The following is a 15,588-nucleotide window of genomic DNA, read 5'->3' as shown; positions in this document are numbered from 1 at the left end:
CGGGATCCGAAGTCAACTCGCTGTGCCGCGCTGGACGTTGCGCGCTCGCACCCTCCTTGGCACCGATCGGGGTAACCGGACGGACGTACGGCGGATCTCAGCCAACGCTCAGGCTGCGGGCCGTACCGTGTGCCGCATGACATCGCCGTCGCCGGCCGCGTGGTTCCGGCGTGCCCTGCCCACCCGCTGCCGCGCGACCGCCGCGGCGGTCGTCGTCGTGCTGCTGGCCGCCGCCGTGACCTGGGCGGTGTGGCCACAGGGATCGGGCGTACGCACCGAGAGCGCGATGCTCACCGTCCGCTCCGGACCGTCCGGCGACCAACCGGTGAGCCTGGACACCACCTTCTACCTGCCGGACGACGCCTCGTCCGGTCGGAAGGTGCCGGCGGTGCTGCTGGCGCACGGGTTCGGCGGCACGAAGGAGTCGGTGCGGTCGGACGCGGAGGAGTTCGCCGGGCGGGGCTACGCGGTGCTCACCTGGACCGCGCGGGGGTTCGGCCGCAGCGGCGGTGAGATCCACCTGGACAACCCGGACTACGAGGTACGAGACGCGGAGCGGCTGCTGGACTGGCTGGCCGCTCGGCCGGAGGTGCGCACCGACGCCGCCGGTGATCCGAAGGTCGGTGTGGTCGGCGGCTCCTACGGCGGTGGGTTGGCGTTGCTGCTGGCCGCCCAGGACCGTCGGGTCGACGCGATCGTGCCCATGATCACTTGGAACGACCTGTCCCGCGCCTTCCTGCCGGAGAGCACCGGGGCCGCGCCCACCGAGGGCGTGTTCAAGAAGGGCTGGGCCGGCCTGTTCTTCGGCGGGGGCGGCAACGTGGGCTCCGGCCCGGCCGGGCTCTCCGGCGGGACCGCGGCCCAGCCCCAGGGAGCTCCGGCGTCGGCCGGGCCGCCCAGCCCCGGCCCGGGTGCCGGCCCTGGCACCGGCCCCGGGGGTGCCCCGGCCGGGGCCGCCGACCCGTCCTGCGGTCGGTTCGCCGCCGATGTGTGCGCCGCGTACCTGCGGATCGCCACCACCGGGCGCGCCGACCAGGCGGCCGTGGACCTGCTGCGCCGGTCCAGCCCGGCGGGAACGCTGGACCGGATCAAGGCCCCCACCCTGCTGGTGCAGGGCGAGGCGGACACCCTCTTCCCGCTCGGTGAGGCGGACGCGAACGCACGCGGCATCGCCGCCACCGGCACCCCGCTCCGGGTCGCCTGGTTCACCGGCGGGCACGACGGCGGCAGTGGACCCCGCTCGGACTCCGACCGGGTGAAGTTCCTGACCGTCCAGTGGCTCGACCACTACGTGAGGGGTGAGGGCGACGCACCCGGCGACGACTTCACCTGGTCGCGGATCGCCGGCTTCGACGCGCTCGACAGGGGTCTCGTCGCCACCGGGTTCCGCCGCGCCGACTACCCGGGCCTGACCGGCAACGCCCGTCGGGAGGTGACTGTCGCCGGCCCGGCGCAGCCGATCGCCAACCCGCCGAACGGCAACCCGGCCGCCATCTCCTCGATCCCGTTCGCGGGCGGGCTCGCCTCGCTGCTGGACGGTGTGGCCGGTGACGTGCCCGGCCAGCACGCCCAGTTCGAGTCGACCCCGCTGACCGAGGCGGTCGACGTGGCCGGTGCGCCGACAGTCACAGTGCGGGCCGCGTCGCCGACCGGCGAGGCGGTGCTCTTCGTCAAGCTCTACGACGTCGACAAGGACGGCGCGGCAACCCTGCCGAACGGCCTGGTCGCCCCGATCCGGCTCACCGGCCTACCGCAGCGGGTGCAGGACGCCCGCCCGGTCACCGTGACGCTGCCCGGGATCGTCCGCCGGGTGGAGGCCGGGCACCGGCTGCGGCTGGTCGTGGCCACCTCCGACCAGGCGTACACCACGCCCGCCGCGCCGACCGTCTACACGGTCGCCGCGGACGGCGCGCTTAGCCTTCCCACCGTCGCCGGCGAGCCGATCCCCACCGCCGCCACGGTCTGGCGCTGGGTTCTCGCCGGCCTGCTCGCCGCCATCGTGATCGGGCTCGTCGTGGTCGTCGGCCTGGTCCGCCGGCGGCACCGCCGCCAGGACCGGTCGGTTCATCCGGAGTACGCGGACACCCCGCTGGCAGTGCGCGCGCTGCGCAAGGAGTACGCGGACGGCTTCGTCGCGGTGTCGAACGTGGACTTCGAGGTGCACCCCGGTCAGGTCGTGGGTCTGCTCGGGCCGAACGGTGCCGGCAAGACCACCACCCTGCGGGTGCTGATGGGGCTGACCCAGCCGACCGCCGGGGAGATCTACGTCTTCGGCCGTCGGCTGGTGCCCGGCTCACCGGTGCTGTCCCGGATCGGGGCCCTCGTGGAGGGGCCGGGCTTCCTGCCGCACCTGTCCGGGCTGGACAACCTGAAGGCGTACTGGCGGGCCACCGGCCGGCCGTGGGAGGACGCGCAGTTCGACGCGGCCCTGGAGATCGCCGGGCTGGGTGACTCGGTGCACCGGAAGATCAAGAACTACAGCCACGGGATGCGCCAACGTCTCGCCATCGCCCAGGCCATGCTCGGCCTCCCCGAACTGCTGGTGTTGGACGAGCCGACCGACGGGCTCGACCCGCCGCAGATCGCCGAGATGCGCCGGGTGCTCCAGCGGTACGCCACTGACGGCCGGGCGGTGCTGGTCTCCAGCCACCTGCTGGCCGAGGTGGAGCAGACGTGCACGCACGCGGTGGTGGTGAACAAGGGCCGGATCGTGGCGTCCGGGCCGGTGGAGGAAATCGTCGGCGAGTCGCCGAGCGTGCTCTTCGACGTCACCGACCCGGTGGCCGCGCGGGCGGTGCTGGACCGACTCGACGGGGTCCGGGTGTTGCCGGAGAGCGACGGCCAACTGGTGGTCGACACCAACGGCACGGCCCGCAGCGAGGTGGTGGCGGAGCTGGTGCGCGCCGGCATCGGGGTGGACCGGGTGGTGCCTCGGCGGCGCCTGGAGGACGCGTTCCTCGCCCTGGTGGGCGAGAACTCTCGGGGAAGCGGTGACCGGTGATGGCTGTTGTCGATGCGGGTGAGGCCAGCGGTTATCGGCCGTCGGCCACCATGCCGTTCGGGGCGGAGTTCCGTCGGCAGGCGTCCCGGCGGCGGACCCAGCTGGCGCTCGGGTTCATGGTGCTGCTGCCGCTGATCATCCTGATCGCCTTCCAGTTCAACTCCGGTGGCGACGACGACAACGGCAACAACGAGTTCGCCAGCCTGGTCGACCTGGCCACCTCCGGCGGGCTCAACTTCACCCTGTTCTCGATCTTCGTGTCGGCGTCGTTCCTGCTGGTGGTGGTCGTCGCGCTGTTCTGCGGCGACACGGTGGCCAGCGAGGCGAGCTGGGGCAGCCTGCGGTATCTGCTGGCCATCCCGGTGCCCCGGGCGCGGTTGCTGACGGTGAAGCTCGTCGTCGCGCTCGCGTACTCGGGACTGGCCCTGTTGCTGTTGGCCGGCACCGCGTTGCTGGCCGGCACCCTGCGCTACGGCTGGTCGCCGCTGCGCAGCACCGTCGCCGCCGAGCTGGAACCCACCGAGGGGTTGCTGCGGTTGCTGGCCGTGCTGGGCTACCTGGCTGTCGTCCTGCTGGTGGTGGCCGGTCTGGCGTTCCTGCTGTCGGTGATCACGGACGCCGCACTGGGCGCTGTCGGTGGTGCGGTTCTGCTCTGGATCCTGTCCAGCATCCTGGACCAGATCACCGCCCTGGGCGGGCTGCGCGACTTCCTGCCCACCCACTTCAGCACCGCCTGGCTGGGTCTGCTGTCGACTCCGGTGCAGACCGACGACGTGGTGCGCGGCTGCATCTCGGCGATCAGCTACGCAACGCTGTTCTGGGGGTTGGCGTTCTGGCGCTTCACCCGCAAGGACATCACGTCGTAGCCTTCTTCCAGGCGCTGACGCCGATCCGGCCGGTGTTGCCGAGGTCGATCGGCCCGTCCGGGTCGACGTCCTCGGCCGGCTGCCCGGCGGCGGGTGCCACAGTCAGGAACTCGCCGTTCGTGGCCACCACGGTCGAGTCGGTGACCAGGTTGCACCACAACACCACGGCGGTGGCCCGCTCGCCCTGGGCAAGGGTGACCTTCCGGGGCGGTTGGTCGAAGCCGGAGGTGATCTCCCTGGCGCCGTTCACCATCCGCAGCATGACCGGCTCGTGCGCTTCGTCGAAGACGTGCAGCACCGGGTACCCGTTGAGCTGGTAGGGGCGCTCGCCGCAGTTGACCAGCTCGAGGTCAAGGGCGCGAAGGCCCATCGCGGCGTCCCCGCCGGTCGACCGGATCCGTACGCCGGTGGCCGGGCACGCCGCGGGCGGCTCGGTGCTCGCGGACGGGCCTGCTTCTGGCAACGATGCGGCGGGCGGCGGTCCGCTCGGGTCCCCGCCCTGGCCCCGGTGCTCGTCGCGAGTGCAGCCACCGAGAACGAGAGCCATCGCGACCGTCGCGCCGACGCGTCGCCGCGTCGCCGTGTGGTGGGAGATCATCCGTTGATCCTCGCCCATCTGGGTGGCGCATCACCGCCCCGCCCCGGCCCCGGCTTTGGCCCCGGCCCCGGCCTCGCCGGCTCTCGCCGCGCTGCCATACGAACAGGTAGGCAACGTCTCCTGGCGCCCCTTTGGAGCTGAATCGTTTGCGACATCGCTCGCCGGAGCGGACCCGCCGTCGTCGGCCCGGTAGAGGATCAGCTCGGCGGCAGGATCGGTCGCTTGCGGCTCCTGGCCTGGCACGCTACGACGGAGACTCCCGGTGCTCATCCGAGCATGTTCTTACGGCTGCTGGGACGGCTCTGCACAACTCGCCGGGGTGGTCGACCCGCAGGCTGCAGCGGGCACCGCCGGGGAGGCGGTGATCGCACCAGACCCGGGTACGCAAGAACTGACGGTCCTCTTCGCTCAGCGTAGTCTCGCCGAAGTCGATGGTGCTGACGTGGCAGAGCGAGTCGCATCGCCGACATCAGAAGGCGTATCGCCGCGGGCGAATGGCCGCCTGGCCACAAGCTGCCCTCGACCAAGGACATGGCGGAGCTCTACAACGTAGGCAGTCAGTCGACAGTCCGGCAGGCCATCACTATCTTGATCGAGACCGGCGAGTTGTACGGCCCACCAAGGGCTCGGCGTCTTCGTTTCGGAGTAATCCCGTTCGCTCGCTGCTGCGCAAGCGTGAGCTTGCTGGACTCTCCGGGCTTGTGCCGGTGCTTCCGGTCGTCCTTCGGTGTGCCGGCCGCCCCACGCCTGGGGGCTTCAACGAGGCGGCTTCGGCGGCCGACCGGCGGCTCTCGGCTGATGTCGTAAACGAGTCAGCTCCAAAGCGCGCGCAAGTAGTGGGTTCCACCAGCCCGCCGACACCGACGCGCCGCCCGTCGAGCCGACACCGACGCACCGCCCGTCGAGCCGACACCGACGCACCGCCCGTTGCGCTGGGCGGCGCACCTGCGGACCACGGCCGGTGGGGTGGGACGCTCAGGCCGGCGGGTGCTCGGTGAGGACCGCGTCCAGCAGGCCGGGGTAGAGCGTGTCCAGCTCGTCCCGGCGGAGCCGGACCAGTCGGCTGGTGCCGGCGGCCCGGGTGCGGGTGAGGCCCGCCTCGCGCAGCACCTTGAGGTGGTGGCTACGGGTCGCCTTGGAGACGCCGAAGTCGAAGCTGCCGCAGGCGGCCTCGCCGCCCTCGGCGAGTGCCCGAACGATCTGTAGCCGCACGTCGTCGGCGAGTGCGGCCAGGACGCTGGTGACCGGTACGGCGGTCAGGTCGGGTTCGTGCGGCTCCATGTGACCAGTGTAACCCTTGTTCGACAACTATCGAACAACGCCCTACTGTCGGTGTCGTTGGTTCGACGATACTCGAACATTGGAGTTGCCGATGCGATCCCGCGCCACCGCGTACCCACTTGTCGCAGTGCTCGGCTGGGGCGTGATGTTCCCGATCCTGGCCAGCGCGCTCAACCGGGTCGACCCGCTCAACCTGACCACCGCGCGGTACCTGCTGGCCGCCGTCGTCCTGGTCGCCATCCTGCTGCTCCGCGAGGGTGCCGGCGCGCTGCGGCACGGAGGCCGGGCGCTGGAGGTGGTGGTGCTCGGAGTGGTCGGCTTCGCGGGCTTCAACCTGCTCACCAACCTGGCGCTCGAACACGCCGCCCCACAACAGATCTCCCTTTTCGTGGCCACCACCCCGGTGATCACCCAGCTGGTCCGCTGGGCCCGCGACGGCGTACGCCCGAAGCCGCTCCTGCTGGCCCTCTCCCTGGTGGCGCTCCTCGGAGTCGGTTTGGTGATCACGCGCGGCAGCCTGGCCGGGCTCGGCCAGTTCGGCCTCGGCGGGCTGATGATGATCGGTGCGGTGCTGGGGTGGGGCATCTACACCCACGGTGCGAGCCGTTTCGGCGAGTGGTCCCCGCTGCGCTTCACCACACTGACCGCGCTCGCCGGCACCGCCGCCATGCTCGCGCTGAGCATCGGCGCCGACGCCGTCGGCTGGCAGCACGCGCCGGCCGCCGCCGACCTCGTGGCGGTCGCGCCGCAGTTGACGTACGCCGTGCTGGTGGGTGCCGTGATCGCGGTCCTCGCCTGGAACACCGGTGTGCAGCGACTCGGTGCCGCGAACGCCGCGCTGTTCATGAACCTCGTCCCGGTGACCACCTTCGCGGTGCAGATCGCCCGCGGCTACCGGCCGGAGCCCGTCGAACTGGTCGGGGCCGCCATCACGATCGCCGCCCTGATCGCCGCGAACCTCGCCGCACGGCCCCGAACCGCGTCGCTGCCCCGGCCGACAGCGGTGACGGACCCGGTCGCGGTGACCGAACCGGTGGCGGTGAGTGCTCGCTGACCCACTACCTGGGATCAGCGGTAGCAACCGTCGACAGCGTTGTCCTAGACTCGGCGGCACAACTGAATACCTCATCCAGAGGGGCTGAGGGATACGGCCCGACGACGCCCCGGCAACCACCCCGCGCGCTCACCGCTGAGCGACCCGCGGGGCAGGTGCCAATTCCGTCCCCGCCGCACCGTGCGATGCGGGGAAAGATGAGAGGGATCTCGACATGACGTCGACGCTCGTCAGCTCCGGCATTGACACCTCCGCCAGCCCGGCCCGCGCCCTGGTCTGCCGTGCCTGTTCGGCCCGGTACCCGCTCGCCGCCCAGCACGCCTGTTACGAGTGTTTCGGCCCGCTGGAAGTCGACTACGACACCGCCGCGCTGGCCACCGTGACCCGTGAGCAGATCGAGGCCGGGCCGGACAACATCTGGCGGTACGCCGCGCTGCTCCCCGCCGGTCAGGACCCGGCCACCCGGGTCACCCTCGACCCGGGGCTGACCCCGCTCGTCGCGGCCCCGCACCTCGCCGCCGAGCTGGGCATCACCGCGCCGCTCTGGGTCAAGGACGACAGCGCCAACCCCACCCACTCGTTCAAGGACCGGGTCGTCTCGGTGGCGCTCACCGCCGCGAAGGCGCTCGGCTTCAGCCGGTTCGCCTGCGCGTCGACAGGCAACCTGGCCAACTCGGTCGCCGCGCACGCCGCCCGCGCCGGGGTGCCCTCGGTGGTCTTCATCCCCAGCGACCTGGAGCAGGGCAAGGTCATCACCACCGCCGTCTACGGCGGCGAACTGGTCGCCATCGACGGCTCGTACGACGACGTCAACCGGCTCTGCGGCGAACTGGTGGAGACCGACGAGTTCGAGGACACCGCCTTCGTCAACGTGAACGTCCGGCCGTACTACGCGGAGGGCTCCAAGACCCTCGGCTACGAGGTGGCCGAGCAGCTCGGCTGGCGGATCCCCGCACAGGTGGTCATCCCGATGGCCAGTGGTGAGCTGCTCACCAAGATTGACAAGGCGTTCTCGGAGCTGGTGGAGATCGGCCTGGTCGAGGCGCCGGCCGGCGGTTGGAAGGTCTTCGGCGCGCAGTCCGCCGGCTGCAACCCGATCGCCACCGCGCTGCACGCGGACACCGACACGATCATCCCGGTCAAGCCGACCGGCATCGCCAAGTCGCTGAACATCGGCGACCCGGCAGCCGGCCTCTACGCCCTGGAGGCGGTCCGCCGCACCGGCGGCTGGATGGAGTACGCCGACGACGACGAGATCCGGGCGGGCATCCGCGACCTGGCCCGCACCACAGGGGTCTTCGCCGAGACCGCAGGCGGCGTGACGGTCGCCGTGCTGCGCAAGCTTGTCGAGTCCGGTCGGCTCGACCCGACCGCCGAAACTGTCGTCTTCAACACCGGCGAGGGCCTGAAAACCATCGACGCGGTGGCCGGGCAGGTCGGTCCGACCCATCACATCAAGCCCTCGCTGCGCGCCGCCCGCGACGCCGGCCTCCTCGGCTGAGCCGGACTGCCGAGTGGATCACTCGGTAACTGGGTTTTCGCTGTGAGTGTGGAAAACCCGCCGCTACGGACTTGACGGCAGGAACCGGACGGCGCAAGATGCTCCGTGCGGGAGGGCATTTCGCCGAAGACTTTTGAAGTTCTTACGACCCAACGCCGGAGGCGTTGTGCGAGTGCTCCTCCCGACCACGTTCGATCGGGCCAGCGATTAATCGCTGGCCCGATCGCTTTGTCCGGGTGCACCCTCAGCGGCATGAGCATCACGATCGCGTCGTTCGACGGCGCCGACCAAGCTTCGGTCGACGAGGCGTACCGGATCGGATCGGCCGTCAACGGCGTCGATCTGCCGGATCTGCCGCCCTTCTGCCGGCGGCGGTTCGACGCGTTGTTCCACACACCGATGCCCGGCACCCAGACGCTCTGGGCGCTGGCCCGACTGGACGGCGTGCCGGCCGGCTATCTTCAGCTGGACCTACCGCAGCTCGACAACACCGACAATGCCAACGCCGAGCTGAAGGTGCACCCCGAGCTGCGGCGCCGGGGCGTCGGCCGGGCACTGCACGAGTACGGAGTGCGCCTGCTGCGCGAGCACGGCCGCAAGCGGGTCGTGGCACTGACCGTCTCCGCGCTGCCCGACGGCCCGGCCCGAAGCGTGGCAGGTGACGCGTTCGCCGCCTCGACCGGTGCTCAAGCCGCGTTGGTCGAGGTGCGTCGCCGGCTCGACGTCGCCGAGATCGACCGGATCGCACTCCGGGCGGCGCTCGCCGAGGCCCAGCCCCGAGCCGAGGGCTACCGGTCGGTCTGCTGGCAGGGTGCCACCCCGCAGGAGTATCTGACGGATATCGCCTACCTGGACGGCCGGCTGATGATGGACGCGCCCCTGGGCGACGTGCAGTGGGAGCCGGAGCAGGTGGACGCCGAGCGCATCCGTGGAACCGATCGGGCTTCGGAGGCCAGGGGCCGGCGGCGATACCACCTCGGGATGCGACACGAGGCATCCGGTCGGCTGGTCGCCTGGACGCTGCTGGAGGTGAGCGCCTCCGCCGACTGGCACGCGTTCCAGCAGATCACCATCGTCGACCCTGCCCACCGTGGGCGCCGGCTCGGCCTCATCGCCAAGGCGGAGAACCTGCACCACCTGCTGACCCACGAGCCGGGGGTGCGGAGCATCGACACCATCAACGCCGCCAGCAACAGCTACATGGTGGCGATCAACGAGCAGCTCGGCTTCCGCCCGGTGGACTCCTGGACGGACTGGCAGCTCACCCTCTGACAGGTATCGGCGCTACTGCTCGCGGACTTGGCTCAGGCATGATGGCGGGCATGACGGAGACCCCGCATCCCCTGTACGACAGGCACGCCGACACCCTCAACCGTGCGCTGACCGCGATCACGGAGCGGGGCTACTGGTCCGCCTATCCCGAATCCCCCAGCCCTCGGGTGTACGGCGAGACCGCCGCCGCCGACGGTAAGGCCGCCTTCGAGGCGTACCTCGGTGGTGATTTTCCGCTCGACCAGCCCGGCAGCGGCGAGCCAGTCGCCACCGAGACGAGCCCGTTCGGCGTGGAGCTGGCGGTGCGGTACCCGCACGCCGGCCCCGGCGAGCTGGTCAGCGCCGCCTCCGCCGCGCTGCCGGCGTGGCGCGACGCCGGCCCGCAGGCCCGGGTCGGTGTCTGCCTGGAGATCCTCGACCGGCTGCACAAGCACATCTTCGAGCTGGCCAACGCTGTGCAGTTCACCAGCGGGCAGGCGTTCGTGATGGCCTTCCAGGCCGGTGGCGCGCACGCGCTGGACCGGGCACTGGAAGCGCTCGCGTACGCGTACGCCGAGATGACCCGGCACCCGGGCACGGCCGGCTGGGAGAAGGCCGCCGGCAAGGGTGACCCGCTGCGGATGACCAAGACGTTCCACGTGGTGCCGCGCGGGGTGGCGCTGGTGATCGGCTGCAACACCTTCCCGACCTGGAACTCGTACCCCGGGCTGTTCGCCTCGCTCGTCACCGGCAACCCGGTGATCGTCAAGCCGCACCCGCGCGCGGTGCTGCCGCTGGCCATCACCGTGAAGTACGCCCGGGAGGTGCTCACCGAGGCCGGGTTCGACCCGAACCTGATCATGCTGGCGGCCGAGGCGCCAGGTGAGAAGCTGGCCAGTGACCTGGCCCTGCACCGCTCTGTCAAGATCGTCGACTTCACCGGCTCCACCGAGTACGGCGACTGGCTGGAGACGCACGCCCGGCAGGCATCCGTCTACACCGAGAAGGCCGGCCTCAACACAGTCGTCATCGATTCCACCGACGACTTCGCCGGCCTGTGCCGCAACCTCGGGTTCACGCTGACCCTCTACAGCGGGCAGATGTGCACCACCTCGCAGAACATCCTCATCCCGGCCGGAGGCATCGAGACCGACCAGGGGCACAAGAGCTTCGACGAGGTGGCGGGCGGGATCGCCGCCGCCGTCGGCAAGCTCACCGCCGACCCGGCCCGGGGCGTGGAGTTGACCGGCGCCATCGTCAACGACGGGGTGCTGGAGCGGCTGGCCGAGGTGACGAAGGTCGGCGAGCCGGTGCTGGAGTCGCGCACCGTCGCCCACCCGTCGTACGCCGACGCCGTGGTGCGTACCCCGACGATCGTCAAGCTGACCGCGGACGACACGGAAACGTACGGCCGGGAGTGGTTCGGGCCGATCTCGTTCGCCATCGCCACCGACTCCACAGCCCACAGCCTGGAGTTGCTGCGCCGCACTGTCGGCGAGAAGGGCGCGCTCACCGCCGGGGTCTACTCGACCGACGAGGCGGTGCTGGACGCCGTCGAGGCGGTGGCGGTGGAGGTCGGGGTGCACCTGTCCTGCAACCTCACCGGCGGTGTCTTCGTCAACCAGTCGGCGGCGTTCTCCGACTTCCACGGCAGCGGAGCCAACGCGGCGGCCAACTCGGCCCTGACCGACGGCGCGTACGTGGCCAACCGGTTCCGGATCGTGCAGTCTCGGCGACACGTCTGATCAACTGCTCTCGGTGATCAAGAGGTTTGCGTCAACGTCAGCGCCGTTTCTGACGCAAACCTCTTGATCACCGGACCGGGTCAGGCTGGGCGGCGCATTTGTAGCTCGGTTAGGGCTGGGATGGTGGGGTGGGGGACCCGTACGCCGGTGTCCTTGAAGCCCAGCCGTTGGTAGGCGCGGTAGGCGCGGTCGTTGCCGACGACCACCTCCAGCAGCAGTTCCGGTCGGCCGCAGGCTTGCGACCAGGCGGCCACTCCGTCGATCAGTTCGCCGAGCAGTCCACTGCCGCGCCAGGTCGGCGTGACGTACACGGCGTAGATCACGGTGAGCCCGGGTTCGTCCGGGGTGCTGGTGCCACCGGCGTGCCCGACCAGCCGGCCGCCGGGGTCGGCGATGAACTGGGCGTTGCGGGACCCGGCCGAGGTGTACGCGATCCGGGCCGCGTACTCGTTGTGGGGTCGGGCCGCCGCGTCCGCCAGGGTCTCCAGGAAGGCCAACGGCGCGTCGGCGAGCATTTCCAGGCGCAGCGCCCGCGTCCGGGCGGCGTCTTCCGGTCGGACCCGGCGGATCTCCGCGAGCCGCGAGCCCGACGAGCCCATGTCGGTGGTCATGTCAGCATGCCTACCACAGCGGATCTTCGTGAGCTGTGCCCGATTGCCGCCGCCGCGCGGGCACCTCGCGGCCGTTGGTCAATTCGCAATGACGCTCACGAATCCGGTGCAGTGGGCACCCGGGCCGATCGGTGTGTCGGCAGCGCCCCGGAGTGTGTCCGATTTGTGGCCGTGCGTGGCCGTCGTAGCTCGTGTAGCGTGCGATTTCCGTCACCTGTTTCAATGGCGGTCATCGATCGCTGGGGCGGTGATCGGGGCGCCCGGCCGCGCCGTGCGCCGGGTCAGGTAACACCGCGCAGAGTGAGGGAAGTGCACCGTGGCACAGGGCAGCGTGAAGTGGTTCAACGCCGAGAAGGGCTACGGCTTCATCGCCGTCGACGGCGGTCAGGACGTCTTCGTCCACTTCTCCGCCATCGAGATGGACGGTTACAAGGCGCTGGACGACGGTCAGCGGGTCGAGTTCGAGGTCGCCCAGGGTCAGAAGGGCCCCCAGGCAGAGCACGTACGCGTCATCGGCTGAGCTTCCTGGCTGATCGGCCCGGTGAGTCGGGGCTGCGGCAGGGGCGTGTAGCCGGGAAGATCGTGAACCGTTCCAGCCGATGCTGAGGAGCGTTCATGAACGACCAGCCACCCCCGCCCCCTCCGTCCCCCGGGCCGGGGGAGCCGGACCCGTCCTCGCCCGTCGGCGGCCCCGGCCAGCCCGGTCCGCCGCCCGGCTGGGGGCCGGGCCCGCCTCCGTCCGGTCAGGCAGGTCCGCCGCCCGGCTGGGATCCCGCGCCGGGTGCCGGGGGTGCCGCCCCACAGCCGGGCTGGGTGTTTCCGCCGACCGGGGGTTACCCGCCCGGGGCGGGTCCCTACGGCGGGCAGCCGTGGTATCCGGGGCCGCCGGTCGGCTGGTACCCGCCGGGTTACGGGTTCGACCCGAACGACGCCCTGATCACGCCGCCCGGTGCCGGCGTCGGCGGCTGGTTCAACAGGTGCGGGGGAGCGCTGCGTCGAGGCTGGCGGCAGTTGGTGCCGATCATGCTGCTCACCCAGGTGCTGCCGGCGGCGGTGCTCTCGGTGATCGCCCTCGGGGTGGACCCGTCGGCTAACTGGGCCGCGCAGGCCGAGTCGAATCCGAACCCCGTGCTGCCTGACAACTTCGCCACCGAGGTGCTGAGCCTCCTGGTCGTGCTCGTCGGCGGCAGCCTGGTGATCGGGTTGGTGCAGTCCGTCGGGTGGGCCGCCGGCACCTGGGTGATCACCCGGCAGGCGGCCGGTCAACCGGCCAGCCTGGAGTCGGCGCTGCGCTACGGCCTTCGTCGGGCGCTCGGGCTGTGGGGCTGGACCCTGCTGGTCAGCCTGATCATCGGCGTCGGTGTCTGTTTCTGCGTGCTGCCGGGCATCTACCTGGCCTTCGCGTTGAGCATGGCCGGCCCGGTCTATCTCTTCGAACGCCAGAACCCGATCGGTCGGTCGTTCCGGATGTTCCACGACCGGCTCGGCCTGCTGCTCGGTCGGGTGGCACTGGTCGCCCTGGCGGTGATCGTCGTCAGTGTGGTCTCCAGTTCCCTGGAGGGGGTGGGCACCTCCGCGTTCGGTACGGATCCGTTCGCGTCGCCAGGTACGGCGGTCGGAGCGGTGGTCGTGATCGGGATCACCGCCGTGCTGGCCCTGCCGGCTCATCTCGCCCAGCTGATCGGTCTGGTGCTGACATACGCCGAGCAGCGCGCTCATGAGGCGCCGGTGAACACCTCCGTGCTGGCCGCGGAACTCGGCTGAGCGGCGGCATCGTGCTTGCACTCGGCAGGGGAGAGTGCTAAACAAGTCATTGGCACTCGCATACCGTGAGTGCCAGCGGTCGGGACGGTGGGGCCAGGTTGCGCCGGTGTGGAGACACCGGGGCGGCACATGGCCGGTCGTCGCGGGCTATCCGGCCCGGCCGAAGGACGTCGTCGTCGCCAGGTGGCGACGTCCCAAGGTGCGCACACCAGGCGGCCCATCCGGGGCACACAAACTCGGGTGGCCCGTGAGTGTCCAGGAGGACAACGCCGTATGGCCAAGATGATCGCTTTCGACGAAGAGGCTCGCCGCGGCCTCGAGCGGGGCATGAACCAGCTCGCCGACGCCGTAAAGGTGACGCTCGGCCCCAAGGGCCGCAACGTCGTGCTCGAGAAGAAGTGGGGTGCCCCCACCATCACCAACGATGGTGTGAGCATCGCCAAGGAGATCGAGCTCGAGGACCCGTACGAGAAGATCGGCGCTGAGCTGGTCAAGGAAGTCGCCAAGAAGACCGACGACGTTGCCGGTGACGGCACGACGACGGCGACCGTCCTGGCCCAGGCCCTGGTTCGCGAGGGCCTGCGCAACGTGGCCGCCGGCGCCAACCCGATGGCCCTGAAGCGGGGCATCGAGGCTGCTGTCGCGAGCGTCTCGGAGGAGCTGACCAAGCTCGCCAAGGACGTCGAGACCAAGGAGCAGATCGCCTCCACCGCCTCCATCTCCGCTGGCGACAGCACCGTCGGCGAGATCATCGCCGAGGCGATGGACAAGGTCGGCAAGGAAGGCGTCATCACCGTCGAGGAGAGCAACACCTTCGGGCTGGAGCTGGAGCTCACCGAGGGTATGCGCTTCGACAAGGGCTACATCTCGGCCTACTTCATGACCGACCCGGAGCGTATGGAGGCCGTCTTCGACGACCCGTACATCCTGATCGCCAACAGCAAGATCTCGTCGGTGAAGGACCTGCTCCCGATCCTGGAGAAGGTCATGCAGTCGGGCAAGCCGCTGCTGATCATCGCCGAGGACCTGGAGGGCGAGGCCCTGGCCACCCTGGTGGTCAACAAGGTCCGTGGCACCTTCAAGTCGGTCGCCGTCAAGGCGCCGGGCTTCGGTGACCGCCGCAAGGCCATGCTCGGTGACATCGCCATCCTCGCCGGTGGCCAGGTCATCAGCGAGGAGGTCGGCCTCAAGCTCGACGCCGCCAGCCTCGACATGCTGGGCCGCGCCCGCAAGGTCGTGGTGACCAAGGACGAGACCACCATCGTCGACGGTGCCGGTGACGCCGAGCAGATCCAGGGTCGGGTCAACCAGATCCGGGCCGAGATCGACAAGAGCGACTCCGACTACGACCGCGAGAAGCTGCAGGAGCGGCTGGCCAAGCTGGCCGGCGGCGTTGCGGTCATCAAGGTCGGCGCGGCCACCGAGGTCGAGCTCAAGGAGCGCAAGCACCGCATCGAGGACGCCGTTCGCAACGCGAAGGCCGCCGTCGAGGAGGGCATCGTCCCGGGTGGTGGCGTCGCGCTGGTGCAGGCCGGCAAGACCGCTTTCGACAAGCTCGACCTGGTCGGCGACGAGGCGACCGGTGCGAACATCGTCAAGGTCGCGCTGGACGCCCCGCTGCGGCAGATCGCCGTCAACGCCGGCCTTGAGGGCGGCGTCGTGGTGGAGAAGGTCCGTAACCTCGAAGCGGGTCACGGTCTCAACGCCGCCAACGGCGAGTACGTCGACCTGCTGGCCGCGGGCATCATCGACCCGGCCAAGGTGACGCGTTCGGCGCTGCAGAACGCCGCTTCCATCGCGGCGCTCTTCCTCACCACCGAGGCAGTTGTCGCGGACAAGCCGGAGAAGACCCCGGCTGCCCCGGCTGGCCCGGGTGGCGGGGACATGGACTTCTGAGTCCAGTTCCGACACCGACC

At 70.5% G+C, this 15,588-nt stretch carries 13 protein-coding genes, 1 pseudogene and 1 riboswitch; of the genes and pseudogenes, 10 read left to right on the top strand and 4 right to left on the bottom strand.

Annotated features, from left to right (window positions below; genetic code table 11):
• Positions 1–136: 136 nt before the first annotated feature.
• Both ABZ406_RS03285 and ABZ406_RS03280 read left to right on the top strand, forming a co-directional pair.
• Complete coding sequence (locus tag ABZ406_RS03285) at positions 137–3,001, top strand: alpha/beta fold hydrolase (RefSeq protein ID WP_357755711.1); 2,865 nt, start codon at positions 137–139, stop codon at positions 2,999–3,001.
• A complete protein-coding gene (locus ABZ406_RS03280; protein WP_357755709.1) occupies positions 3,001–3,867 on the top strand; it encodes an ABC transporter permease subunit in 867 nt (288 codons plus the stop codon). Before ABZ406_RS03285 ends, ABZ406_RS03280 begins: the two co-directional genes overlap by 1 nt.
• Here ABZ406_RS03280 and ABZ406_RS03275 read toward each other — a convergent pair.
• Entirely contained in the window at positions 3,857–4,465 is a 609-nt protein-coding gene (locus ABZ406_RS03275; protein WP_357755707.1) for a DUF4232 domain-containing protein, read from the bottom strand. The two genes, ABZ406_RS03280 and ABZ406_RS03275, sit on opposite strands and share 11 nt — an antisense overlap.
• Before the next feature lie 244 nt (positions 4,466–4,709).
• Positions 4,710–4,919 (bottom strand): annotated as a pseudogene (locus tag ABZ406_RS03270) (hypothetical protein); the annotation flags it as partial.
• A gap of 5 nt (positions 4,920–4,924) precedes the next feature.
• Between ABZ406_RS03270 and ABZ406_RS03265 the strand changes: the two are divergent.
• Entirely contained in the window at positions 4,925–5,272 is a 348-nt protein-coding gene (locus ABZ406_RS03265; RefSeq protein WP_357755913.1) for a GntR family transcriptional regulator, read from the top strand.
• Between the two features lie 168 nt (positions 5,273–5,440).
• Here the strand turns inward: ABZ406_RS03265 and ABZ406_RS03260 are convergent, their stop codons facing one another.
• Entirely contained in the window at positions 5,441–5,746 is a 306-nt protein-coding gene (locus ABZ406_RS03260; RefSeq protein ID WP_357755704.1) for a metalloregulator ArsR/SmtB family transcription factor, read from the bottom strand.
• Between the two features lie 91 nt (positions 5,747–5,837).
• Between ABZ406_RS03260 and ABZ406_RS03255 the strand changes: the two genes are divergently transcribed.
• From ABZ406_RS03255 to paaN, 4 genes are all read left to right on the top strand, one after another.
• Positions 5,838–6,800, top strand: coding sequence for a DMT family transporter (locus ABZ406_RS03255; RefSeq protein ID WP_357755703.1), 963 nt, complete (start codon positions 5,838–5,840; stop codon positions 6,798–6,800).
• 68 nt (positions 6,801–6,868) lie between these two features.
• Positions 6,869–7,004, top strand: a riboswitch (SAM riboswitch).
• Positions 7,005–7,014: 10 nt separating this feature from the next.
• Positions 7,015–8,301: a threonine synthase gene (thrC, locus tag ABZ406_RS03250; RefSeq protein ID WP_357755701.1), complete on the top strand. Its 1,287-nt coding sequence runs from the start codon at positions 7,015–7,017 to the stop codon at positions 8,299–8,301.
• A gap of 252 nt (positions 8,302–8,553) precedes the next feature.
• Positions 8,554–9,573, top strand: coding sequence for a GNAT family N-acetyltransferase (locus ABZ406_RS03245; RefSeq protein WP_357755700.1), 1,020 nt, complete (start codon positions 8,554–8,556; stop codon positions 9,571–9,573).
• Positions 9,574–9,623: 50 nt separating this feature from the next.
• Positions 9,624–11,297, top strand: coding sequence for a phenylacetic acid degradation protein PaaN (paaN, locus tag ABZ406_RS03240; RefSeq protein WP_357755698.1), 1,674 nt, complete (start codon positions 9,624–9,626; stop codon positions 11,295–11,297).
• Between the two features lie 80 nt (positions 11,298–11,377).
• Here the strand turns inward: paaN and ABZ406_RS03235 are convergent, their stop codons facing one another.
• The gene (locus ABZ406_RS03235) at positions 11,378–11,908 is read right to left on the bottom strand and encodes a GNAT family N-acetyltransferase (protein ID WP_357755696.1); all 531 of its coding nucleotides are present in this window, start codon (positions 11,906–11,908) and stop codon (positions 11,378–11,380) included.
• Between the two features lie 316 nt (positions 11,909–12,224).
• Between ABZ406_RS03235 and ABZ406_RS03230 the strand changes: the two genes are divergently transcribed.
• The 3 genes from ABZ406_RS03230 to groL all read left to right on the top strand — a co-directional run bounded on the left by ABZ406_RS03230 (position 12,225) and on the right by groL (position 15,568).
• Positions 12,225–12,428 carry a cold-shock protein gene (locus ABZ406_RS03230; RefSeq protein WP_357755694.1) on the top strand — a complete coding sequence of 68 codons (204 nt, stop codon included), beginning with the start codon at positions 12,225–12,227 and terminating at the stop codon, positions 12,426–12,428.
• A gap of 95 nt (positions 12,429–12,523) precedes the next feature.
• Positions 12,524–13,672 carry a hypothetical protein gene (locus ABZ406_RS03225; protein WP_357755692.1) on the top strand — a complete coding sequence of 383 codons (1,149 nt, stop codon included), beginning with the start codon at positions 12,524–12,526 and terminating at the stop codon, positions 13,670–13,672.
• 273 nt (positions 13,673–13,945) lie between these two features.
• Complete coding sequence (gene groL, locus ABZ406_RS03220; protein WP_357755690.1) at positions 13,946–15,568, top strand: chaperonin GroEL; 1,623 nt, start codon at positions 13,946–13,948, stop codon at positions 15,566–15,568.
• Positions 15,569–15,588: the final 20 nt, after the last annotated feature.

This window comes from Micromonospora sp. NPDC005710, assembly GCF_040630995.1.
Classification (GTDB): Bacteria; Actinomycetota; Actinomycetes; order Mycobacteriales; family Micromonosporaceae; genus Micromonospora.
This window is presented reverse-complemented; position numbering and strand designations above follow the sequence as displayed.